Consider the following 22,875-nt stretch of genomic DNA (forward strand, 5'->3'; position numbering starts at 1 on the left):
AGACACTCGGATGCCCTATCCAGGTGACGGCCGAATGACGGAGAGTCAGCGACAGCTGTCACCGGCTCAGTCCTTCGGCCGTCACCCTTTTCAGGTGCTTTCGATCATGGACGACGGAGAGTCCGCGCCCACGTAGGGCGGGCCACCCGTGCGGCGGGTGCCCCGCTCAGCCGGCGTAGACGCCGAGGAGATCCAGACGGGTCAGCACGCCGGTGGGCTTGCCGTCCGCGACCACCATCACGGCATCGACCTGTTCCAGTGACTTCCTGATCACCTCGACCGGTTCTCCTGCGCCGACCAGCGGAAGTGGCTGCGACATGTGCCGTTCCACCGGGTCCGCGAGGTTGGCGCGGCCGGTGAACACGGCCTCCAGCAGGGCCCGCTCGCTGACCGACCCGGCCACCTCACCGGCCATCACCGGCGGCTCGGCCTTGACCACGGGCATCTGCGACACGCCGTACTCGCGCAGGATGTCGATGGCGTCGCGCACCGTCTCGGTCGGGTGCGTGTGCACCAGCGCGGGCAGGTCGCCGGCCTTGGCGCGCAGCACGTCGCCCACGGTCATGCCGCCGTCCTGGCTGAGGAAGCCGTACGAGGCCATCCACTGGTCGTTGAAGATCTTGCCCAGGTATCCGCGACCACCGTCGGGCAGCAGCACGACCACCACGTCGTCCTTGGTCAGTTTCTCGGCCGCCCGCAGTGCCGCGACCACGGCCATGCCGCAGGAACCACCCACCAGCAGGCCCTCCTCCCTGGCCAGCCGGCGGGTCATCGCGAACGAGTCGGCGTCGGAGACCGCGATGATCTCGTCCGGCACCGACGGGTCGTAGGCGGACGGCCAGAAGTCCTCACCCACGCCCTCGACCAGATAGGGACGCCCGGTGCCGCCGGAGTAGACCGACCCCTCCGGATCGGCGCCGATCACCTTCACCCGGCCCTCGGAGGCCTGCTTGAGGAAGCGGCCGGTGCCGGTGATGGTGCCACCGGTGCCGACGCCGGCCACGAAATGCGTGACCCGGCCCTCGGTGTCGTTCCAGATCTCCGGCCCGGTAGTGGCGAAGTGGCTCGCCGGCCCCTCCGGGTTGGCGTACTGGTTCGGCTTCCAGGCGCCCTCGATCTCGCGCACCAGACGGTCGGACACGGAATAGTAGGAATCCGGGTGCTCGGGCGCCACGGCGGTGGGACACACCACCACCTCGGCCCCGTAGGCGGCCAGGACGTCCCGCTTGTCCTTGCTCACCTTGTCCGGGCAGACGAACACACACTTGTAACCCCTGCGCTGAGCGACGAGCGCCAGCCCGACCCCGGTGTTGCCGGAGGTGGGCTCCACGATCGTGCCACCAGGACGGAGTAGTCCGTCACGCTCGGCGGCCTCGATCATCCTCAGCGCGATGCGGTCCTTCACGGATCCGCCCGGGTTGAGGTATTCCACCTTGGCCAGCACGAGGGGTGCCACATGCTCGGCGATCCGGCCCAGCCGGACCAGCGGGGTGTTGCCCATCAGCTCAACGATCGACTCGGCGTACTTCACAGGCCCATCCAACCCCACCGGCCGGGCATTCGCAGGTAGCTACGCGCTCGGTGACGACTCGCCGGGCGTCACCGACACCTCGTGCCCGCCCGCCGCGGCCTGGGGCGCCCGGCGGCGACGGAACGCCGCCCAGCGACCGCGAGGGCCACGCTCGGCCCCGGACACCTCGATGCCGGACACCTCGGTGCCGGCCGTGTCGACGGCCCGGACCGCGGCGTGCGCCACGTCGTCGATGCCCTCGCCCCGGCCCAGGTCGGGCACCCGGTCGCGCTCGCCCGCCGGGTAACCGAGGACGGTGGCGACGCTGGGCAGGATCGCCTCGGCCACCCGGGCGTAGCCGGTGGGCGAGGGATGGAACCGGTCGCTGGCGAACATCTCGACACGGTGCTGCCGGAACTCGTCGCCCAGCAGGTCGGCCAGCGACACCGTGGCGCCGCCCGCCTCGACCACGCCGATGGTCTGCGCGGCGGCCAGCTGACGGCTCAGCCGCTGCGCGACATACCGCAGTGGGCGCGGGATCTCCTGGATCGTGCCGAGGTCGGGACAGGTGCCGACGACGACCTCGACACCGGCCTCGCGCAGCTTGCGCACCGACGCCTCCAGGGCGCGGACCGCGACCTGCGGCTTGACCCGGTGGGTCACGTCGTTGGCGCCGACCATGATCACCACGACGTCGGGCTTCGGCCCCTCGTCGAGGGCCCGGGCGGTCTGCCCCTCCAGCTCCCAGGACTGCCCACCGACCCGGCCCAGCATGCGCATCCGCACCGGCCGCCGGGCGATCGGCGCCAGACCGGCCGCGATCACCGCGCCGGGGGTCTGCCGGCCGTGGTCGGCGCCGAGCCCGACCGAGGTCGAGTCGCCGAGCATGACCAGCTGGATCGGCTCGCCCGGGAAGTCGCCGTAGAGCCCCTCACCGCCGGGACCGGCGTTACCGAAGGGCTGCCCGATCACCTTGCGCGCGATCTTCACCTCGGCCAGCACCAGACCGTAGGCCGCCGCCCCCAGCGCACCGATGCCCCCACCGCCGAATGCCGCCGCTGCTGCGATCTTCCGCGCTCTTCCGGCTCGACTCATGTGCGCTCCCTCTCCCTCAGCGGGTACCAGTACCCCAGCCGCAGATGAACAACGGCGGCGAGTTCAGGCAACGCCGTGATCACGGCTCGAAGACCGTTACCGGTTCCGCTGCACCCACCTTCGTCGCCGGGAGTCCTGCTGTTACACGCCACCTCCCATTGCAGCGCACGGTCTTTGGGATTCTGTTCCCGAACCGGGGCATAGCGCGACGCGATTCATCTCACGCCGGGTTCCGCTCATGTGCAAGACGCGTTCGGGGGCCGGGCCTGGTTCGGACGCCGGACTGCCTCAGACCAGGTTGTAGACGTCGCCGATCGCCTCGACCGCGTCCACCCGGAACAGGTCGGTGCGGTCACCGTCGCGCAGCAGGTCGTTGCCCAGCACCAGCATCTGGTCGGCCAGGGCGTAGGCGGACAGCTCCGGCACCGCGCGACGTGGCTCGCCGTCGGCGTCGGCGGTCAGGTCGGCGATGTGCTGGAGCCCGGCACGGATGCGAGCCAGCAGCTGCGCGGCCTCCACCCCCTGCCGGGCCGCCAGCCGCGGACCGACCACGCGCAGGCGGTCGGCACAGCGCTCGAGTCGTTGGGCGGCGTCGTCATGGGTGGGGCTGAGCATCCGGGAATCCTAGACGTCACTGCATCTCGAAGCCGCGCCGTCGTTCCCAGTCCGTCACCGTGGTGCCGAAGGCGTCCAGCTCGGCGTCGGCGGCACGCAGGCACATCGCCACCACGTCCTCGCCGAAGGCGTTGCGGGCCAGGTCGGACCCGGCGAAGGTCTCCCGGGCCGCGGCCAGCGTGGCCGGCACCCGGGCCAGCCCCGGCGCCCGCGAGTCACCGATCAGCGGCTGCTCCAGCGGCAGTCCGGCACGGATCCCGTAGAGCCCGCCGGCCAGCATCCCGGCCAGCGCCAGGTAGGGGTTGACGTCGGCGCCGGGCACCCGGTTCTGCACCCGCAGCGTCTCGCCCCGCCCGGCCACCCGCAGCGCGCTGGCCGTGCCGCCCTCACCCCAGGTGATCGCCGTCGGCGCGGCCGGATCATGGCGGAAACGCTTGTAGGAGTTGACGGTCGGGGCGTAGAGCAGCGTGAAGTCGCGCAGGGTGGCCAGCACCCCGGCGACGAAACTGCGGAACACCGCGCTGCGCCCGTCGGAGTAGTCCTGGTTGGCGGTGTCGGCGAAGACGAACGCCCCGTCCAGCCCACGCAGGCTCATCGACAGCCGGGCGCCGTTGCCGGGCCGGTCGTCGTAGCGGGCCATGAAGGTCAGGGACTTGTCGTGACGCCGCGCCAGCTCGGTGGCCAGGGCCCGGAAGGCGACGTGGTTGTCGGCCGTGCGCACCAGATCGTCGTGCTGGAAGGCGATGTCGTGCTGCCCGGGCACGCCGGTGCCGTGTGACGAGCGCACCGTGAGCCCGGAGTTGTAGGCGGTCTGCCGCAGGTCGCGCAGCAGGTCCTCGTCGACGTTGGTGCCGCCCAGACCGTTGCCGCTGCCGCCGGGCAGGGCGCTCCAGAACTGCCCGGCCGCCTCCGCGTAGGTCGCGCCGAACACGGTGAACTGTGAGGACACCGCGCCCGTCGGCACCACCCCGAGGTCGGCGGCCTCCTTCACCTGCGCGCTGAGCACCTGCCGGGGAGACGTGCGCACCGGCAGGCCGTCGGCCCGGAACAGGTCGCCCTGCACCATCACCGAACCCGCCAGCCACGGCGCCGGGCGCAGCGTGGCCGGATCGGGCCGCAGCACCAGCGCACCGGACGGCGCGGCCAGCGCGGCCGCGCTCGGATCGGCCCGGCCGGGCTCCAGATTCAGCCCGCCGGCCAGCACCGAGCCGCTGAAGTGCCGGGCGTGCACCCGTTCTCCCTGCAACCGGCCGGCCGGGTCGGTCCACACCACGAGAACGGTGTCGACGTGCCCGGAGCCGACCAGACGCTCGAACTCCTCCAGCTCCAGCGGTGCGGCCATCGCGTCTCCCTCCGTGGACCTACTCGGTCTTCTCCGGCGCCACCAGGTAGCCCCGCTCGGTCAGCAGCGCCCAGACCTGGTCGACGGCGGCCTCGATCGGGATGCCGGTGGTGTCGATGCGCAGCTCCGGGCCGGCCGGGGTCTCGTAGGGCGAGGAGATACCGGTGAAGTCCGGGATCTCGCCGCGCCGGGCCTTGGCGTAGAGACCCTTCCGGTCCCGGCGCTCGCACTCCTCCAGCGGGGTGGAGATGTGCACCAGCACGAAGTCGCCCACCTGCTCGACCCCGGCGCGGACCTCGGCCCGCACCGACTCGAACGGCGCGATCGGCGCGCAGATCGCCAGTCCGCCGTGCCTGGTCACCTCGGCGGCCACGAACCCGATCCGGCGGATGTTCAGGTCGCGGTCCGCCCGGCTGAAGGTCAGCCCGGCCGAGAGCATGCGCCGCACCTCGTCGCCGTCGAGCAGCGAGACGGTGCGCGTGGTGTGGTCGAGAAGCCGCTCGGCCAGGGCCTTCGCCACCGTTGACTTGCCCGATCCGGACAGCCCGGTGAAGAACAGCGTCAGCCCTCGACGGTGGGGCGGGGGGACGGCGCGGGCGTGCTCACGGGCGAAGGCCGGATGCAGTTCGCCCTCGGCCGGCCCGGGCACGAGCACCTCGGTGGCGCCGTGCGCCCGCGCGACCGCGGTCAGCAGCGCCACGTCGTCGACCGCGACCGACCGGGGGACGACGACGGGTACGGCCACCGCCGCCGGTGCTCCCGGATCCGGCTCGGCCGCGACGTCACGCACCGCCCGCCAGAGTCCGTCGGCCGGCAGGGGCAGCGTGCGGCCGGTGCCCGCGACGGCGATCCAGAGCAGCCGGTGGCTCGTGTTCAGGGCCTGAGCACGCAGCTGCTCCACCTGGGCCGCGGTGAGGAGAGTGGTGACGACCACGGCGAGCACCGGGGAGGCGGACCCCGCGTCGTCAGGGCCGGTGGCGGCCGGGTCGGTGCCCGCCAGGTCCGCGCGCACCTGCGCCGGGGTGCGACGGGCGGCGCGCACCGGAGCGTGGGTGAACGGACGGCGAGGCGTGAACGTGAGCATCGGCAGACTCGCGGTGCCGCCTTGCTCACCCGAGGCGACCCCCGCCACCGCGAGGCTCATCCCCGCGACCGGCGTGCCCTCGGCGTCTTCGAGCACCACCGTGTCACCGGCGGCGAGCCGCCCGGAGATCTCGGGCGGCAGACCGGAGGCCCCCTGAGGACCGAAGGTCTGCTCCAGGCCGGCCGCGACCGGCAGCGCACCGCTGAGCACCAGCTCGGCGATCTCGAGCACCTGCTGCGGCGGGTGCCAGCTGAACTCGGTGGACGGGCTGGGCGACGGGTTCTCGGGCACGGCGTCAGCCTATGGCCTGATCCTGTCCCCGGCAGGGTCCGGAACAGGACAGGTGCGGACAAAGATCACCCCCGCCGGGAGGAGCCCGGCGGGGGTGATCTGCTTCAGGACCTGGCGGCTCAGTCGTCGCCGCGCAGGATCGCCAGCAGGCGCAGGATCTCGATGTACAGCCAGACCAGCGTGACCACGAGGCCGAACGCGGCGGTCCAGGCGTACTCCTGCGGCAGCCCGTTGCGGATGCCCTGCTCGACGAAGTCGAAGTCGAGCACCAGGAAGAAGGCGGCCAGGCCGACACCGAAGGCGGCGATCAGCCAGCCCAGCGGGCTGTTGTAGGCGTTGTTGCCGCTGATCCACGAGACCAGCATGTTGATCAGGCCGAAGGCCAGGTAGCCGAAGCCCGCGATCATCAGGATCTTGGTGAACTTCGGGGTGGCCTTGACCACACCGAACTTGTACAGCGCCAGCATGGCCACGAAGGCGCCCAGGGTGCCCAGCACGGCCTGCGCGACGATGCCGTCGTACAGCGTGTTGAACAGCAGGCTGATGCCACCGACGAAGAGGCCCTCGGCCGCCGCGTAGACGAACATCAGGGCCGGGCGGATCTTCTTGCTGAACGAGATGATCAGGCTCATCACGAGGCCGACGATGGCGCCCCCGAAGACCAGCGGCGCGAGGATCGGGTCGCTCGGCTCGACCAGCGCGAACACGGCCACGGCGGTGACCAGCAGGACACCGAACAGCGACGCGGTACGCATGATCACGTCGTCGAGGGTCATCCGGTCGGTGTTGCGCCAGGAAGCCGCAGGCTTGTCGTACATGCCTTGCAGATCGTCCGCGCTCGGGGTGCGCGCGTCGAACGTCGCGTAGCCCCCACGCGAGAACTGCTCGCTGCGCCCGAAGACGGGGTTTCTGCTTTCCATCGGTCCTCCGACCGTTGTTCGTGTCTCCTTCTGCCCGTAGTTGGCCACGTCCGGGCACGGTCGACCTTGTGCGACCGTTGTGAATCTAATGTTTCGACGACCGGGGAAGTTCCCATCCCGGCGATCTTTCTCAGAACTTTTCCTGGACGCTTTATGGACGCCCCCGGACACCCCCGGTGAGCGCCGTCGTGCTCCGGATCAGCCCGGATGACCACGTTCTGTCTCCGAGTTCCTCATCGTCCGGCCACGCCCCAGCCCTGGATGTCCCGTTACGCGTGGGTTGACTGTGTCGGGAGTGACCCGAGCGGCGTTACCCTTCTGCCCCCAGCGTGATTGCACCGTTCGATGTCGAAATGGATGTCACGGCGCGCGATGGACCGGCGGCGACGAAGGCAGGAGCCAGGACGAGATGAGGGTTGACCGGACCGGTCTCCCCACCCGGCTGAACCGTGGATCCGAGTGCAGTCCTCAGTGCTGACCGACGAGATGGTCGAGGAACCCGGGGCGGCCGAGCAGAACGACGGCGAGGAGGGCACCTCACCGCTGCTGGTCGGTGCCCTCGGCCTGCTGGCCGTGCTGGTGCTGGTGCGCTCGGTGCTGCCCGACCTGGCGGGTGACCTGCTGCACGTGCTGATCGGCGCCGGGGCGGTGCTGATCGGCACCCTCGCGGTGATGGGCTATCGGCCCACCCGCCGCCGCGGCTGGTACCTGCTGCTCGGCGGCACCTCGCTCTGGGTGCTCGGCGACCTGACCCGCGCGGTCGCGGCCGGCGGCACCCCGAGCGACAGCGTGACCGTGCCGGACGTGATCTCGCTCGTCGGCTTCCTGCTGCTCGGTCTCGGCGCCCTGGACTTCACCCGGGCCCGCAGCGGCGCCAGTGACCTGGGCTCCGTGCTCGACGCGATGATCGTCACCACCAGCATCGCCGTGGCCCTGGGCATCTTCGTCGTCGCCCCGCTGGCCGACACCTCCACGCTGCCGCTGGCCACCAAGGCCGTGAACGCCGCGTTCCCGGTCGGCGACCTGTTCCTGCTCGGCGTGCTGGTGCGGCTGTACGCCGTACCCGGCGCGCGCGTCGTGTCGTACTACCTGCTCACCGCCGGCGCCGGGCTGCTGCTGGCCGCCGACACCGGTTATGAGCTGTCCACGCTGATCGCCTCCGACCTGGAGTCCAGCCGGCTGATCGACGCCGGCCGGCTGGCCGGCTACCTGCTGATCGCGGGCGCGGCCACGGCGCCGTCGATGCGGGTACTGGCCGACCCGGACCCGCCGCCGCCGCAGAACCGGCTCAGCCGGCGCCGGCAGGGTGCCCTGGTGGTGGCCCTGCTGCTGCCCAACGTGGCGCTGCTGACCGACGGTTTCAGCAGCGGGGCCCGGCACTGGCAGGTGATCGCGGCCGGGATGCTGCTGATCTGCATCCTCATGCTGGTGCGCATCCTGCGGCTGATCTCCACCGTGCAGGAGCAGGCGATCAGCCTGGGCGACCTGGCCCGGGCCGACGGCCTGACCGGCGCCCCGAACCGGCGCACCTGGGACTACGAGGTGACCCGCGCCACCGACATGGCCCGTGAGCACGGCACCTCGCTCTGCGTCGCGATCATCGACCTGGACAAGTTCAAGGTCTACAACGACACCCACGGGCACCAGGCCGGCGACAAGCTGCTCAAGGAGTCGGTGGCGGCGTGGACCGCCCAGCTGCGCCCGCCGGCCCTGCTCGCGCGGTACGGCGGCGAGGAGTTCGCCCTGCTGGCGCCCGGTTTCACCCCGCTCCAGCTGGCCACGGTGCTGGAGCGGCTGCGCACGGTGACGCCGTACGGTCAGACCTTCTCGGCCGGGGTGGCGCAGTGGGACCCGCTGACCGAGGCGACCAGTGCCACCAAGGCCGCCGACGCCGCGCTGTACGCGGCCAAGCGGGCCGGCCGCAACCGGGTGGTGATCGCCGGGCAGGAGCCCCCGCCCGGCCCGCCGACCGGCTCGGTCGAGCTCACCTCGATCACCGTGAAGGCCGACCCGATCCGGCCGATCGACGAGGACAAGCCACCGCTGGCCTCCCGTCGTGGGCGCCGCCGGGTGCACCACATGCCCGCCTTCACGATGGTCACCCAGCCGATCGCCGACCTGCGCGCGCAGCAGGTCTGCGCGCACGAGGCGCTGGCCCGCTTCGACATGCCGGGCACCCTGAACGACAACACGGCCGACGTGTTCCGGCAGGCCTACCGGGAGGGTTTCGGCGACCTGCTGGAGCTGGCCGCGATCCAGGCCGCGCTCGACCTGCCGGACCGGCCGGCCGACCACGACCTCTACGTCAACGCCTCGGCCCGGGCGCTGATGTCGGCCCGCATGCGCACCGGCCTGCCGGACGACCTGTCCGGCGTGATCGTCGAGCTCAGCGAGGACCCGGGCGACGTGGACATGGCCGACCTGGTGCGGGTGGTCAACGACCTGCGCGACCGCGGCGCCGGGATCGCCCTGGACGACGTCGGTGCCGGGGCGCTGGAGTTCGCCCGCCTGGCCCAGATCCAGCCGGACATGGTGAAGATCGACCGGTCGCTGGTGGTCGGCTGCGCGTCCGACCCGGGCCGCACCGCCGTGCTGCGCGGCCTGGTCACCTACGCCGAGGCGGTGGACGCCCTGCTCTGCGCCGAGGGTGCCGAGACCGCGGCCGACCTGAGCCACCTGATGTCGCTGGGCGTGACCCACGCGCAGGGCAACCTGCTCTCGCCGGCCCGCCCCGGCTGGATGCCCACGCTGTACCGGCCGCCGTTCGTGACCGACGGGCAGCCGCCGGTGCAGACGACGGCCCGGACGCCGGTGCAGGCGACCGGTGCCACGCTGGGTGAGACGACCGGTGACACACCGGGCGAGGTGGCTTCCGAGATGGCGGACACCAACCCGCTGGGCTACCGGCCGGGCGGGTTCGAGGACCCGGACTCGACCAGCCCGATCTTCATCCGGCCCGAGCCGTAGGAGTGCGGACGTCGCGGCGTTGCCCATGAACTGGGTGCCCCCGACGGGATTCGAACCCGTACTGAAGCGCTTTTAAGGCGCCTGCCTCTGCCGTTGGGCTACGAGGGCGTACGGTCCACAGATTATGCGGTCACCGACCGCCGATGTGTGCGGACCGGACCACAGGTCCGTCACAGCGGGATCCGCGGGCCGGGCTTACGCTGCTCGGTATGGGACATCTGGTGGATCGTCGCCGCGTCGTCCGGGTGCGCGCGGCGGGTAGCCCGCAGGTCGCGGTCTCGGCCCGCCCCGACCAGCTGGCGGTGGAGGCACCGCTCACCATCAAGCACGGCGAGCGCACCGTGGCCACCACCATGCGCACGCCCGGGCACGACCTGGAGCTCGCGCTCGGCTGGCTGGTGGCCGAGGGAGTGGCCCGTTCACCGGCCGACGTCACCGAGCTGACCTCCTGCGACACCGACACCGTGCAGGTGCGGCTGGCTCCGGGGGTGCCCGAGCCGCAGTCCCGCCTGGGCGCCACCTCCAGCGCCTGCGGTGTCTGCGGCAGCGACTCGATCGCCGAAGTGCTGGCCCGCCGCCCGGTTCCGGGCCTGATCACGCTCCCGATGGTGGACGACGAGGAGCCCGCACGAAGCTCCTCGTCGTCCACCGTTGAGGCGCTGATCGACGCGGGCGTCCTGGTGGGACTGCCCGACCGGCTGCGGGAGGCGCAGCGCGCCTTCGACCGGACGGGCGGACTGCACGCGGCCGGGTTGTTCACCCCCGACGGCGAACTGCTGTGCGTGCGCGAGGACGTGGGCCGGCACAACGCGGTGGACAAGGTGGTCGGCTGGGCCGCCACCCACGGGCTGCTGCCCGCCACGAACACCGTGCTCCAGGTCAGCGGGCGGGCCTCGTTCGAGCTCACGCAGAAGGCTACGATGGCCGGGATCCCGCTGCTGTCAGCGGTTTCCGCCCCCTCGACACTGGCCGTCGACCTGGCCGAGGAGGCGGGTGTGACGCTGGCCGGATTCGTGCGCGGCGACTCGATGAACCTCTACACGCACGCCTCGCGGGTTCGGGTGGAGGTTCCGGTGGGCGCCTGACCGCCGAAAACCCGGTGAACTAGGCCAGGCCCCAGGCCATCCCGTCGAGGATGTCGTGCTCGGAGGTGACCTGGCTGGTCAGCCGCCCGGTGGCCCCCATCCGCTCGGTGATCCGCCGCCACACCAGGGCACCGGCACCGATCACGTCGACCCGGCCGGGGTGCATATAGGGCAACGCGGCCCGCTGCTCGCGCGGCATCTCGATCAGCTCGGTGCAGGCGGCCACGACCTGGTCGAGCGTGAGCGTGGCGCCGTGGATGCGGGCCGGGTCGTAGCCGTCCAGGCCGAGGGCGTGGGCGGTCACCGTGGTGATCGAGCCGGCCACGCCGACCAGGGTGCGGGCCTGTTCCAGGTGAACCTTCTCGGCGACCTGGGCCAGGGCGGCGTCGATGTCGGCGGTGGCGGCGGCCACCTCGGAGGCGGTGGGCGGGTCGCCGCGCAGGTGCCGTTCGGTCATCCGCACGCAGCCGATGTTCACCGACAGCGCCGACTCGACGGTCTTCTCGCCGAGCACGAACTCGGTCGAGCCGCCGCCGAGATCGACCACCAGGAAAGGCTTCTCGTGCTGGTCGGCGAGGCCGCCGGTGGCCCCGGTGAACGACAGCTCGGCCTCTTCCGAGCCGGGGATCACCTCCGGCTCCACGCCCAGCGCCTCGCGGATGCCGTCCACGAAGATCTTGCGGTTACGCGCGTCCCGGGTGGCCGAGGTGGCCACGAACCGGATGGCGTGCACCTCGTGCCGGTGACACAGCTCGGCGTACCGGCGGGCGGCGGCCAGGGTGCGTTCCATCGCCTCCGGCGCGATCTCGCCGGTCTGGTCGACCCCCTGCCCGAGCCGGACGATCTCCATCCGCCGCTCCACGTCGACCAGGGTGCCGCGGCTGCGGCTCATGTCGGCGATCAGGAGCCGGATCGAGTTGGTACCGCAGTCGATCGCCGCGACGCGTGTCATTTCGTCTCCACCGAGGCTCGTTCCTCCACTCCGCAGGGCCCTTTCTCCCACCAGCACGGCAGGGCGTCGAGGACCTCGTCCCCCAGAGGGTTCACACCGCGTCCGGCAGCCAGTGCGTGCGCCGCGTAGACGTGCAGGCACTTCACCCGGTCGGGCATGCCGCCGGCGCTGACGCCGGCGATCTCGGGCACCTCGGCGAGCTGTGCCCGCCGCTGGAGGTAGTCCTCGTGCGCCCGGCGCTGGGCTGCCGCCAGGTCCGGATCCTCGGCGATCCGGGCCGTCATCTGTTTCATCAACCCGGAGGCCTCCAGGGTGCCGATCGCACCGGCGGCCTTCGGGCAGGTCAGGTAGTACATCGTCGGGAAGGGCGTGCCGTCGTCCAGCCGCGGGGCGGTCTGCACCACGTCGGGCTGGCCGCAGGGGCAGCGGGCGCCGACCGCGACGACGCCCCGGGGACGCCGCCCGAGCTGCCGCTGCACGGCGTCCAGGTCGTGCTCGGTCACCGGCGTGGGGCCGGTGTTCTTCTGGGCCTCGGCCGCGCTCATGGGGTTCCGGTGGGCTGGGTGGTGGGCTGGGTGGTGGCCTGGGCCTGTCCTTCGGCCCCGGCGGCCTGGGCAGAGAGCCAGATGCCGGAGTACCAGGACCGGTTGCCGTCAGGCACGTCGGCCTCGGCACTGGCCTGCGGGGTGGAATCGGCGGTGGGCGTGGGATCGGACACCACGTAACCGGTTTCGCCGGGCATCACGTAGTTCAGCCGCGACCGGGCCTGGGCGCGCACGTAGTCGTCGTCCTTCCAGCGTTCCTGCTGCTTCTTCAGCGCGGTCACGTCGTCCTGCGCCTGACTCACCTCGGCCCGGGCCGACTCCAGCTCGGAACGCTGCACCAGCCACTTCTGGAAGTAGGGCAGGATCAGCAGCGCGAGCACGGCCATCACCCCACCGAGAACCCAGACGGGGCGGCCGTTTCCGATGCCGATGCCGCGCCGGCCCTGGCCCCGGCCGGTGGAACCGGCACGAGGGCGGGCGGAACCGGGACGGGTGCTGCCCGACCCGGTGGGCCGAAGGCCCCCGGACCGGGACGCGGTGGTGCGGGTGCGGCCCTTGCCCGGGCTGCGCGAGATCGGCGAACCGGTGCGCTGGGTCTGGGCACGGGCCGCGGCGGCGGCGCGTTTCTTCGCCTCCGCCGTGCGCTGACGGGCCTGCTCAGCGCGTAACTTCGCGGCGGCGGACCGTTCCTGGGCCGAAGCCGGGCGGGCGGTCTGCTTCTTGGCGGCTGCTCCGGAGCCGCCCGCCCGCGTCCGGGGGGCACGAGGCCCCCCGGTGGGATCACCGATCCCACCGGAACCGGGCGCGGGCGGACGGCGGGGGCTCATCGGTGGGCGAACCGGGGGAACGCGCCGGCGCCGGCGTACACCGCGGCGTCGTCGAGCTCTTCCTCGATGCGGAGCAGCTGGTTGTACTTGGCCACCCGGTCCGAGCGGGCCGGGGCACCGGTCTTGATCTGGCCGCAGTCGACCGCGACGGCCAGGTCGGCGATCGTGGTGTCCTCGGTCTCGCCGGAACGGTGGCTCATCATGGCGCGGTAACCGCTGCGGTGGGCCAGGGCGACGGCGTCGAACGTCTCGGTCAGCGTGCCGATCTGGTTCACCTTGACCAGCAGCGCGTTCGCGGCGCCGGTCTCGATGCCCTGCTGGAGCCGGGCCGGGTTGGTGACGAACAGGTCGTCGCCGACGATCTGCACCTTGGAGCCGACCGCCTGGGTGAGGGCCGTCCAGCCCTCCCAGTCGCTCTCGTCCAGCGGGTCCTCGATCGACACCAGCGGGTAGTCGTTGACCAGGCTGGTGTAGAACTCGATCATCTCGGCGGAGCTGCGCTTGCCGCCCTCGAACGAGTACACGCCCTCGCTGTGGAACTCGGTGGCGGCCACGTCGAGCGCCAGGCCCAGGTCGGTGCCCAGCACGTAACCGGCCTTGTCGATGGCGGTGGCGATGAGCTCCAGCGCCTCCTTGGTGCCGGCCACGCTCGGGGCGAAGCCGCCCTCGTCGCCCAGACCGGTGCTCAGGCCCTGGGCCTTCAGCACGGACTTGAGCGAGTGGTACACCTCGGCACCCATCCGCAGCGCCTCCTTGAAGGAGGGCGCGCCGAACGGGGCGATCATGAACTCCTGCACGTCGACGCCGCTGTCGGCGTGGGCGCCACCGTTCACGATGTTCATCATCGGCACGGGGAGGATGTGCGCGTTCGGGCCACCGAGGTAGCGGAACAGCGGCAGCTCGGCCGACTCGGCAGCGGCCTTGGCCACGGCCAGGGAGGCGCCGAGGATGGCGTTCGCGCCGAGCTTGCCCTTGTTGTCGGTGCCGTCCAGGTCGAGCATGGCCTGGTCGACCATGCGCTGGTCGCTCGCCTCGAACCCGAGCAGCGCGGGCTGGATCTCGTCGAGAACGGCGGTGACCGCGTTCTCGACACCCTTGCCCAGGTATCGCTTCTTGTCACCGTCGCGGCGCTCGACCGCCTCGAACGCCCCGGTGGAGGCGCCGGACGGGACTGCTGCACGGGAGATGGTGCCGTCGTCCAGGGCCACCTCGACCTCGACGGTGGGGTTGCCTCGGGAGTCAAGAATTTCCCGGGCGCCGACGGCCTCGATAGTTGCCATGTTTCGTGCTCCTGCTCGTCTGACGGATGTGTCGACCGTTATGCCGGACCGTTACGTCTACGGAACGGAGCCTATCGCCAGCAGGCCGGGCGACCCCTCACCCGGGGGCCGGTGTCCAGGGGGCCGAAGGTCCTGCTTGTCACTCTAGTTCGAGCAGCGCCCGCAGATGACGGGGAGGGGGTGCCCCGTGCGAGAGCAGCTGGTCGTGCACCTGGAGCGGGGGCAGGTCCGGGTTCTGCGCGTGCAGCCGCCCGGCCAGGTCGCGGATCTCCCGGTGCCCGACGTAGTAGGTGGACAGCTGGGTGGAGGTGAGCAGCGCCCGCCGCCACTTGCCGGCCGCCTCACCCTCCTCCTGGTGACCGCGGGCCGTCATCAGCCGGACCGCCTCGTCCTCGGTCATCCCGCGGGCATGCACCCGCACGTCGAGGATGGCGTTGATGGTGCTGCGCAGGCTCATCTTCAGCCGCATCAGCCGGAGCCGGTCGTCGTCGTCCGGCCGCAGGCCGAGGCCCGCCCCGGCCATCAGCTCCTCGGCGTACACCGCCCAGCCCTCGATGAAGGTGCCGCTGCGCACGGCGGTGCGCACCGGGGTGGCGCCGCGGTAGCGGGCGGCATGCGCCAGCTGCACCGCGTGGCCCGGAAAAGCCTCGTGCACGGCCAGGTTCCGCAACATGTGCCCGTTGTACTCGCGGTGGAACGAGGCGGTGCGCGGCTCGTCCCAGTCGGCCGGGGCGGGCGCCACGGCGAAGAACGTGGGGTGCTCGCCCGGCTCCAGCGGACCCGGGGCGTCGCAGTAGGCCACCGCGATGCCGGCCCGCGACGGCGGCATCTCGATCACCCGCACCGCCTGGTCCGGCACGGTGACCAGACCGAGCTCCCGCACCCGGGCGGCGAGCAGCTCCAGGGCCTCCTCGCAGAGCGGTCGCACGGTGGTGGCCGTCACCGGGGCCGCGGCCGCGGTCTCGTCCAGCACCTCGCGCACCAGCGTCTCGGACATCGGCCGGCCGCTGATCCGGCAGGCCAGCTCGGCGATCTCCTCCTCGATCGCCTGGAGGTCGCTCTCCGCGCGGGTGAGCAGCGCGTCCGGGCCGGTCTCGGTGTCGAGCGTGTACCAGAGCCGGGCGGCGTAGTTCAGCTCGCCCAGGCGCGGGTCGCCGTCGCTGACCGGCAGCCGCGACTCCAGCCAGCGGGCGTGGTCCTCCAGCGCGGCCAGGGCGGCGTCGCGGGCCTCGCGCACCGGCCCGGCCAGCGACGCGTCCTGCGCCAGCAGCGGTTCCAGGTCGCCGGTCAGCAGCGGAACCGTGCCCCGGGCCTGGGTGATCGCGGTCTGCACCGCCAGTCGCGGCATGGTGTTCAGCACCGACCGGGCCTGCTCCAGCCGCTCCGGCACCTGCTCCAGCCGGCTGGTCAGGGCCCGCAGCCGCTCCGGCAGGTCCGGCGCGGTGCGGGTGATCAGCGGGTACAGCCCGTCAGCGGGCAGGTGCATCAGCGGGTCGACCTCGAAGCGCCGCAGCTCGGTCTGTTCCCACAGCGTGCCGCTCACCCGGGTGCGCAGGATCTCCAGGTCCACCCGGTCGTCCGGGGTGAGGGCCGTGTCGTCCACGTCGTCGAGCGCCGACAACGCGTCCACCAGCATGGACGCCCGGCCGATGGTGGCCTCGACGGTCAGCTCGGTGGTGCGGTCGTCGTACCGGTGCTCCCCCAGCCCGGTGGCCTCCTCCGGCGCCGCGGCCAGGAGTGCGTCCAGCACCTTCGTGGCCGCGTCGCGAAACCTCGCCGTGACGATCGGATCCTCACCCTGCTGCTCGCGCATGCACCCCATCGTGCCGCATTACGGGCCTCAGGACAGGGCCCCTACCATCGATTTCCGGTGATCCGCTCGTAGACGTCGATGTACAGATCCCGGGTCTTGGTGACGATCTCGTCCGGGATCTCCGGCCCGGGATAGGTCTTGTCCCAGCCGCTGCTCAGTGACCAGTCCCGGACGAACTGCTTGTCCCAGGACCGCTGCGGGCCGCCCGGCGTCCAGGTGTCGGCCGGCCAGAACCGGGAGGAGTCCGAGGTCAGCACCTCGTCGCCGAGCACCAGCTCGCCGTCGGCGTCGAGGCCGAACTCCAGCTTGGTGTCGGCGATGATGACGCCGCTGCGGGCGGCGATCTCGGCGCCGCGGCCGTACACGGCCAGGGTCAGCTCACGCAGCCGGCCGGACAGGCCGGCGCCGTGCTCGGCCACCACGTCGTCGAAGGTGATGAACTCGTCGTGCCCCTCCGACTCCTTGGTGGTCGGGGTGAACACCGGCGAGGGCAGCTTCGAGCCCTCGACCAGGCCCTCGGGCAGAGCGACACCGGAGATCGCGCGGTCGCGCCGGTACTCCTCCAGGCCGAGCCCGGCCAGGTAGCCGCGGGCGATGCACTCCACCGGGACCATCGTCAGTTTCTTGCAGCGCACGGCCCGCCCGGCCCACTCCTCCGGGACGTCGGTGGCCGACACGATGTGGTTGGGCACAAGGTCTTTCAGCTGCTCGAACCACCAGAGCGAGAGCTGGGTGAGAATCTTGCCCTTGTCCGGGACCGGCGTCGGCAGGATGACGTCGTAGACCGAGACCCGGTCGGAGGCGACCAGGATGAGGTCGTCGCCGTCGGCGTAGACGTCGCGCACCTTGCCGGAGTGGAGCAACTGCGGGCTCATTCGTGAACTGCCTTTCCTCATGCCTGGAGTGGGCACAACCTACTCGCCCGGCGGATCCAGACGCCCCAGCGCCGCCCGCAGCACCGCCTCGGCGTCCTCGCCCGAGGCCCGGGCCAGCGCGACCACCCGCAGCAGGGCGGCGGCCAGCTGGTCACCGTCGGCGGCCTTCTCGACGGCGGCGTCGGTGTCGACGCCGGCCCGGGCCAGCCGCCCGAGCATCTTCTGTGCCCTGGCCAGCGCGGGCAACGTGGCCGGGATGCCCTCGAAACCCTGCCGGCCGGCCTTCTCGGCGGCCTTCAGCGTCTCCCACGACCGCTCGACGTCACCGGCCGTGGACGCGGTCGCGTCGCCGAACACGTGCGGGTGCCGCCGGATCAGCTTGGCCACGATGCCGCCGGCCACCTCGTCGATGCCGAAACTCTCGGCCACCCGGGCGTGGAACACCACTTGCAGCAGCAGGTCGCCGAGTTCCTCCTCGAGGTGCGCCGGGTCGCCGGACTCGACCGCCTCGATCACCTCGTGCGTCTCTTCCAGCAGGTAGGGCAGCAGCGAGGTGTGGGTCTGCTCGCCGTCCCAGGGGCAGCCGCCGGGCGAGCGCAGCGTGTCCATCACCGCGACCAGGTCGAGCAACCGGGCGCCGGGCAGGTCGAACGAGCCGGTCAGCACCTCGATCTCGGGCGGGGCGCCGGTGATCGCGCGCCGCGACAGGTGTTCAGCCAGGGCGTCGGTCAGCCCGGGATCGCCGTCCTCGCTGCCCCACCAGACCACCTCCCGGCCGGGCCGGTCGGATCGGCCGGGCCGGTCGGATCGGCCGGGGCGGTCGTCGGCGCCCGCGTCGTCGGCGCCCGCGTCGTCGACCAGCCGTCCCGCGCGTTCGGGAACCGGCAGCGCCGCAACGTCTTCCACCACGATCCCGGCCAGGCCGAAGGCGTCGAGCCAGGCCGGGTCGGGGTCGGCGGCCAGCACCAGGTCGGCCTGCCGCAGCCGTTCCCAGGCCGGGAAGGTGAGCAGACCGGGGGCGGTGCGCGGCGTGGTCAGCAGCAGGGTGACCCGCCCGGTGACCGGAACCTCGACACCCGATGCCTGGCCACCCGACACCGGGCCACCCGACACCTGGCCACCCGACACCTGGCCACCCGACACCTGGCCACCCAGCACCTGGCCACCCGGCGCCCCGGACGCCTGCCCGGGACCCGCCAGAGCGTCACTCACTACGGCGTCGCGGTCTCGTCCGGCGTGGCCGTGGCGTCGGGTGCGGCACCGGACGTGCTGTCGGGCGTGCCGTCGGGCGTGGGCGTGGTGGTGTCGTCGGGCACCGGCTGGGTGTCTTCCGGTTGCGGGGTGGTGACCTGGCCGGCCGCCGCGCTCTCGCTCTTCAGCCAGTTCGGCGAGGACTGCGTGATGGTGAAGGTGGTGTAGTCGATGCCGTTGCCGTAGCGCGGGTTGATGTGCACCCCGTCGGCTTTCAGCTCGGCCTCGATACCGGTGTAGGTGCTGGTGATCTGCTCGCTGGTGCGGTCGGTCTGGAGCGCGCTGTTGGCCAGGTTGGCGCGCCACACCTCGACCGCGGCGTCGGTCAGGCCGGCGGCGTCGACCGAGCCGGCCGAGGAGATGTCGAGCCGGGCGTCCTGCTCCGACACACCCACCCCGAGGTCGGAGGCGGCCTTGGTCAGATAGGGCTCCAGGATCAGCAGATTCAGGATCTGGGCCTGGGTGACACCGGCGTTCTCGCCGACCAGCGGCATGATGTCGGTGTACCCGTCCTGCACCGAGGAGACCGGGATGCGACGGTCACCGATGACGGCGGCGGCGCCGGCCTGACTCGCGCCGCAGCCGGAGAGCGTCACGGCGAGAACAGCGGAAGTACCTGCCACAAGAGCGCCCACCCGGCGCCGGGTCGCAATCACGAACGCGATGCTATCGCCCGCCTACCCGGTGTCGTGCGGCCAGGGTGACTTTTCACAGCAGACGACCGAGGACGACGACGAGCTCCGACGGGGCTCATCGTCGTCCTCAATTTTCACCGGCGGGCCGAACCCACCGAGGCCGCCGCCCTGACCGAGGACAGCAACACCGACTCGATGAACTCCCGCGCCCAGGTCAGCACCGCGACGTCGCGCAGCGGACGGCCACCGATGCGCGCGGTGGTCGGGCCGGGCACCAGAACGGTCTTGGTGGCGGGCTTGTCCTGGGTGCCCGGGTAGAGACGGTGCAGCCGCATGCGGGCCGAGTCCGGCAGGTCGATCGGGCCGAACCGGATCGCCTTGCCCATCGTGCTGATCTCGGTGAGACCGGCCTGCCGGGCCAGGATCCGCAGCCGCGCCACCTCGAGCAGATGGTTGACGACGTCGGGCAGGGGGCCGTAACGGTCGACCAGCTCGGCCTTCACCGCGTCGAGCGCCTCGTCGGACGAGACCTCGGCCAGCTTGCGGTAGGCCTCCAGCCGCAGCCGCTCGTCGGGCAGGTAGTCGGTGGGCAGGTGCGCGTCCACCGGCAGGTCGATCTTGACCTCGTGGTTCTCCTGCTCGTTCTCGCCGCGGAACTCCGCGACCGCCTCGCCGACCAGCCGGATGTACAGGTCGAACCCGACGCCCGCGATGTGCCCGGACTGCTCGCCGCCGAGCAGGTTGCCGGCGCCGCGGATCTCCAGGTCTTTCATCGCCACGCGCATGCCGGCACCCAGGTCGGTGTTCGCCGCGATGGTCTGGAGCCGGTCGAGAGCCGTTTCGGTGAGCGGCTTCTCGCTCGGGTAGAGGAAGTAGGCGTAGGCCCGCTCGCGGCCCCGGCCGACCCGGCCGCGCAGCTGGTGCAGCTGCGAGAGGCCCATCATGTCGGCCCGTTCCAGGATCAGCGTGTTGGCGTTCGAGATGTCCAGGCCGGTTTCGATGATGGTGGTGCACACCAGCACGTCGAAACGCTTCTCCCAGAAGTCCACCATCACCTGCTCGAGCTGATGCTCGCCCATCTTGCCGTGGGCGGTGGCGATGCGGGCCTCGGGCACCAGCTCGTGCAGCCGGGCGGCGGTGCGGTCGATCGACTCCACCCGGTTGTGTATGAAGAACACCTGCCCCTCGCGCAGCAGCTCACGCCGGATCGCGGCGGAGATCTGCCGCTCGTCGTAGCCGCCGACGAAGGTCAGCACCGGGTGCCGCTCCTCGGGAGGCGTTGCCAGCGTGGACATCTCGCGGATGCCGGTGACCGCCAGCTCCAGGGTGCGCGGGATCGGGGTGGCGCTCATCGCCAGCACGTCGACGTTGGTGCGCAGCTGCTTCAGCCGCTCCTTGTGCTCGACACCGAAGCGCTGCTCCTCGTCGATCACCACCAGCCCCAGGTCTTTGAACTTGATCTCGCCGGTGAGCAGCCGGTGGGTACCGATGACCACGTCGACCGAGCCGTCGGTGATGCCCTCCTTGACCGCGCGGGCCTCGGCGTCGGTCGAGAACCGGGACAGGCCCCTGACATTCACCGGGAAGTTCACGTAGCGCTCGACGAAGGTGTCGAGGTGCTGCTGCACCAGCAGCGTGGTCGGCACCAGCACCGCCACCTGCTTGCCGTCCTGCACCGCCTTGAACGCCGCCCGCACCGCGATCTCGGTCTTGCCGTAGCCCACGTCGCCACAGATCAGCCGGTCCATCGGGACCGTCTTCTCCATGTCCTTCTTGACCTCTTCGATGGTCACCAGCTGGTCCGGCGTCTCCACGTAGGCGAACGCGTCTTCCAGCTCGCGCTGCCACGGCGTGTCCGGCCCGAAGGCGTGCCCGCTGGTGGCCATCCGCGCCGAGTACAGCTGGATCAGCTCACCGGCGATCTGCTTGACCGCCTTGCGGGCCCGGCCCTTGGTCTTGGCCCAGTCGGTGCCGCCGAGCTTGTTCAGCGTCGGCTGCTCGCCGCCCACGTAGCGGGTGACCTGGTCGAGGGCGTCGGTCGGCACGAACAGCCGGTCGCCCGGCTGACCCCGCTTGCTGGCCGCGTACTCGATCACCAGGTACTCCCGGGTGGCCCCGCCGACGGTGCGCTGCACCAGCTCGACGAACCTGCCCACCCCGTGCTGCTCGTGCACCACGTTGTCGCCGGTGGTGAGCTGCATCGGGTCGACCACGTTCTTGCGGCGCGCCGGCATCCGGCGCATGTCCTTCGTGGTCGAGCCGGGCGCCGTGCCGCCGGTCAGGTCGGCCTCGGTGAGCACGGCGAACTTCTGCCCCGGAGCGACGAATCCCTGCCCCAGTCGTCCCGTGCCGACCGCCGCGACCGACTCGGCCGGGGGCCGCGAGAGGTCGTCGACCAGGCTCGCGGCCAGGTCGGCCTCGGTCAGCATCTCGACCACACGCCGGGCCAGGCCGCTGCCCTCGGTGATCACCGCGACCCGCCAGCCCTCGCGCAGCCAGCCGCCGATGTCGGCGATGGCTCGCTCGCGGTCACCGCGGTAGGGCTCGGGGGCGCTGATCTCCGGCACCAGGACGACGGCTCCCTCGTCGCCCTCGTCGTGCGCCGCCTGCCCGGTCTCGTCCAGGCCGAACGGCGAGACGGTCCACCAGGGCAGGCCCTGCTTGAGGGCGTGCGCCCGCACGTCGGCCAGGGTCCAGAACGACCCGGTGCCGAGGACCGGCTCCAGGTCGACCGGCACAGCACTGCCCGCGGCCGCGCTGAGCCAGCTGGCCTGGAGGAACTCCTCGGAGGTGGCGACCAGGTCGTGGGCCCGGGCGCGGATCCGCTCCGGGTCGGCCAGCAGCACGTGGGTGTGCGGCGGCAAGACGTCCAGCACCGACTCCATGGCGTCGACCAGCACCGGCGTCAGGGACTCCATGCCCTCGACCGCGATCCCGGCGGCCACCTTGCCGAGCAGGTCGGCCACGCCCGGCAGCCGTTCGGCCAGCTCGGCCGCCCGCTCCCGGACCTCGTCGGTGAGCAGCAGCTCGCGGCACGGCGGGGCCCAGAGGCCGGTCTCGGCCACCTGGAGCGAGCGCTGGTCGGCGACCGCGAAGTAGCGGATCTCCTCCACCTCGTCGCCCCAGAACTCCACCCTCAGCGGGTGCTCCTCGGTGGGCGGGAACACGTCGAGGATGCCGCCGCGCACGGCGAACTCGCCCCGCCGCTCAACCAGGTCGGTGCGACTGTAGGCGGCCGCGGCCAGGCGCTCGACCACCTCGGTCAGCTCGGCCTCCTGCCCGGCGTGCAGGCTGACCGGCTCCAGGTCGCCCAGGCCGCGCACGACCGGCTGGAGCACGGCCCGCACCGGGGCCACGACCACCTGGACCGGCCCGTGCTCGGCGGTCTCCGGGTGAGCCAGGCGGCGCAGCACGGCGATGCGGCGGCCCACGGTGTCGCTACGCGGGCTGAGGCGCTCGTGCGGGAGTGTCTCCCAGGCGCCGAACTCGGCCACCGCGTGCTCGGGCAGGAAGCAGCGCAACGCCGCGGCCAGGTCTTCGGCCTCGCGGCCGGTGGCGGTGACGGCCAGCACGGTGCGGCCCTGGCCGGCCACGCCGGCCACGAGCGGGGCCCGCAGGCCGGGCGGTCCGGTGAGGTCGAGCAACGGCTCGCCGCCCTCTCGGGCGATCCGCAGCACGTCGCTCACGGCGCGATCGGCGCCGAGCAGGTCGAGGATTCCGGTGAGGCTCATGGCTCCGCAGGGATTGGCACTAGTGTTCGAACAGCACAACGTGCCGGGCTGCCTGAA

Annotated in this window: 17 protein-coding genes and 1 tRNA gene; 2 read left to right on the plus strand and 16 right to left on the minus strand. The window is 71.9% G+C overall.

Translation table 11 applies throughout. From position 1 onward, the window contains the following. Positions 1-166 precede the first annotated feature (166 nt). From KIH74_RS16355 to KIH74_RS16380, 6 genes are all read right to left on the minus strand, one after another. Positions 167-1,531 (minus strand): cystathionine beta-synthase, encoded by a 1,365-nt coding sequence (locus KIH74_RS16355; protein WP_214156807.1) that lies wholly within the window; start codon positions 1,529-1,531, stop codon positions 167-169. A 39-nt stretch (positions 1,532-1,570) separates the two neighbouring features. Continuing rightward, positions 1,571-2,605 carry an SGNH/GDSL hydrolase family protein gene (locus tag KIH74_RS16360; protein ID WP_214156808.1) on the minus strand — a complete coding sequence of 345 codons (1,035 nt, stop codon included), beginning with the start codon at positions 2,603-2,605 and terminating at the stop codon, positions 1,571-1,573. A 288-nt stretch (positions 2,606-2,893) separates the two neighbouring features. Next, a complete protein-coding gene (locus KIH74_RS16365) occupies positions 2,894-3,220 on the minus strand; it encodes a hypothetical protein (RefSeq protein ID WP_214156809.1) in 327 nt (108 codons plus the stop codon). A gap of 16 nt (positions 3,221-3,236) precedes the next feature. Beyond that, entirely contained in the window at positions 3,237-4,562 is a 1,326-nt protein-coding gene (locus tag KIH74_RS16370; RefSeq protein WP_214156810.1) for a glutamine synthetase family protein, read from the minus strand. A 19-nt stretch (positions 4,563-4,581) separates the two neighbouring features. Beyond that, positions 4,582-5,937, minus strand: a complete 1,356-nt coding sequence (cysC, locus tag KIH74_RS16375) for an adenylyl-sulfate kinase (RefSeq protein WP_214156811.1) — start codon at positions 5,935-5,937, stop codon at positions 4,582-4,584. Positions 5,938-6,056: 119 nt separating this feature from the next. Then, entirely contained in the window at positions 6,057-6,857 is an 801-nt protein-coding gene (locus KIH74_RS16380) for a Bax inhibitor-1/YccA family protein (RefSeq protein WP_214156812.1), read from the minus strand. Between the two features lie 459 nt (positions 6,858-7,316). On the opposite strand from KIH74_RS16380, the gene KIH74_RS38645 reads away from it, so the two are divergent. Then, on the plus strand, positions 7,317-9,824 hold the full coding sequence (locus tag KIH74_RS38645) for an EAL domain-containing protein (protein WP_214156813.1): 2,508 nt from the start codon (positions 7,317-7,319) through the stop codon (positions 9,822-9,824). 35 nt (positions 9,825-9,859) lie between these two features. Here the strand turns inward: KIH74_RS38645 and KIH74_RS16390 are convergent. Then, positions 9,860-9,932: transfer RNA gene (locus tag KIH74_RS16390), tRNA-Leu, on the minus strand. Between the two features lie 101 nt (positions 9,933-10,033). On the opposite strand from KIH74_RS16390, the gene fdhD reads away from it, so the two are divergent. After that, on the plus strand, positions 10,034-10,909 hold the full coding sequence (fdhD, locus tag KIH74_RS16395) for a formate dehydrogenase accessory sulfurtransferase FdhD (RefSeq protein ID WP_214156814.1): 876 nt from the start codon (positions 10,034-10,036) through the stop codon (positions 10,907-10,909). Between the two features lie 19 nt (positions 10,910-10,928). On the opposite strand, the gene KIH74_RS16400 is transcribed toward fdhD, so the two are convergent. From KIH74_RS16400 to mfd, 9 genes are all read right to left on the minus strand, one after another. Beyond that, complete coding sequence (locus tag KIH74_RS16400; protein WP_214156815.1) at positions 10,929-11,861, minus strand: Ppx/GppA phosphatase family protein; 933 nt, start codon at positions 11,859-11,861, stop codon at positions 10,929-10,931. Continuing rightward, a complete protein-coding gene (locus KIH74_RS16405; protein WP_214156816.1) occupies positions 11,858-12,406 on the minus strand; it encodes a DUF501 domain-containing protein in 549 nt (182 codons plus the stop codon). The genes KIH74_RS16400 and KIH74_RS16405 overlap by 4 nt, the downstream gene beginning before the upstream one ends. After that, entirely contained in the window at positions 12,403-13,233 is an 831-nt protein-coding gene (locus KIH74_RS16410; protein WP_214156817.1) for an FtsB family cell division protein, read from the minus strand. The genes KIH74_RS16405 and KIH74_RS16410 overlap by 4 nt, the downstream gene beginning before the upstream one ends. Then, positions 13,230-14,513 carry a phosphopyruvate hydratase gene (gene eno / locus KIH74_RS16415; protein ID WP_214156818.1) on the minus strand — a complete coding sequence of 428 codons (1,284 nt, stop codon included), beginning with the start codon at positions 14,511-14,513 and terminating at the stop codon, positions 13,230-13,232. The genes KIH74_RS16410 and eno overlap by 4 nt, the downstream gene beginning before the upstream one ends. 139 nt (positions 14,514-14,652) lie before the next feature. Then, positions 14,653-16,326 carry a DUF885 domain-containing protein gene (locus tag KIH74_RS16420; protein ID WP_214156819.1) on the minus strand — a complete coding sequence of 558 codons (1,674 nt, stop codon included), beginning with the start codon at positions 16,324-16,326 and terminating at the stop codon, positions 14,653-14,655. A gap of 41 nt (positions 16,327-16,367) precedes the next feature. After that, positions 16,368-17,201 (minus strand): phosphoribosylaminoimidazolesuccinocarboxamide synthase, encoded by an 834-nt coding sequence (locus tag KIH74_RS16425; RefSeq protein WP_246572483.1) that lies wholly within the window; start codon positions 17,199-17,201, stop codon positions 16,368-16,370. Between the two features lie 39 nt (positions 17,202-17,240). Further along, the gene (locus KIH74_RS38650) at positions 17,241-18,413 is read right to left on the minus strand and encodes a MazG family protein (protein WP_308113825.1); all 1,173 of its coding nucleotides are present in this window, start codon (positions 18,411-18,413) and stop codon (positions 17,241-17,243) included. Then, complete coding sequence (locus KIH74_RS16435; protein ID WP_214156821.1) at positions 18,413-19,108, minus strand: SurA N-terminal domain-containing protein; 696 nt, start codon at positions 19,106-19,108, stop codon at positions 18,413-18,415. The genes KIH74_RS38650 and KIH74_RS16435 overlap by 1 nt, the downstream gene beginning before the upstream one ends. 113 nt (positions 19,109-19,221) lie before the next feature. Further along, positions 19,222-22,818 (minus strand): transcription-repair coupling factor, encoded by a 3,597-nt coding sequence (gene mfd, locus KIH74_RS16440; protein WP_214156822.1) that lies wholly within the window; start codon positions 22,816-22,818, stop codon positions 19,222-19,224. Positions 22,819-22,875: the final 57 nt, after the last annotated feature.

Origin of the sequence: Kineosporia corallincola, from assembly GCF_018499875.1 — a bacterium.
Lineage (GTDB): Bacteria > Actinomycetota > Actinomycetes > Actinomycetales > Kineosporiaceae > Kineosporia > Kineosporia corallincola.

Excerpts from the sequence above, each read along its gene's own strand:
- KIH74_RS16360 (WP_214156808.1), bottom strand. The coding sequence starts at position 2,605 with ATGAGTCGAGCCGGAAGAGCGCGGAAGATCGCAGCAGCGGCGGCATTC.
- KIH74_RS16365 (WP_214156809.1), bottom strand. The coding sequence starts at position 3,220 with ATGCTCAGCCCCACCCATGACGACGCCGCCCAACGACTCGAGCGCTGT.
- KIH74_RS16370 (WP_214156810.1), bottom strand. The coding sequence starts at position 4,562 with ATGGCCGCACCGCTGGAGCTGGAGGAGTTCGAGCGTCTGGTCGGCTCC.
- KIH74_RS16380 (WP_214156812.1), bottom strand. The coding sequence starts at position 6,857 with ATGGAAAGCAGAAACCCCGTCTTCGGGCGCAGCGAGCAGTTCTCGCGT.
- fdhD (WP_214156814.1), top strand. The coding sequence starts at position 10,034 with ATGGGACATCTGGTGGATCGTCGCCGCGTCGTCCGGGTGCGCGCGGCG.
- KIH74_RS16400 (WP_214156815.1), bottom strand. The coding sequence starts at position 11,861 with ATGACACGCGTCGCGGCGATCGACTGCGGTACCAACTCGATCCGGCTC.
- KIH74_RS16405 (WP_214156816.1), bottom strand. The coding sequence starts at position 12,406 with ATGAGCGCGGCCGAGGCCCAGAAGAACACCGGCCCCACGCCGGTGACC.
- KIH74_RS16410 (WP_214156817.1), bottom strand. The coding sequence starts at position 13,233 with ATGAGCCCCCGCCGTCCGCCCGCGCCCGGTTCCGGTGGGATCGGTGAT.
- eno (WP_214156818.1), bottom strand. The coding sequence starts at position 14,513 with ATGGCAACTATCGAGGCCGTCGGCGCCCGGGAAATTCTTGACTCCCGA.
- KIH74_RS16420 (WP_214156819.1), bottom strand. The coding sequence starts at position 16,326 with ATGCGCGAGCAGCAGGGTGAGGATCCGATCGTCACGGCGAGGTTTCGC.
- KIH74_RS16425 (WP_246572483.1), bottom strand. The coding sequence starts at position 17,201 with ATGAGCCCGCAGTTGCTCCACTCCGGCAAGGTGCGCGACGTCTACGCC.
- mfd (WP_214156822.1), bottom strand. The coding sequence starts at position 22,818 with ATGAGCCTCACCGGAATCCTCGACCTGCTCGGCGCCGATCGCGCCGTG.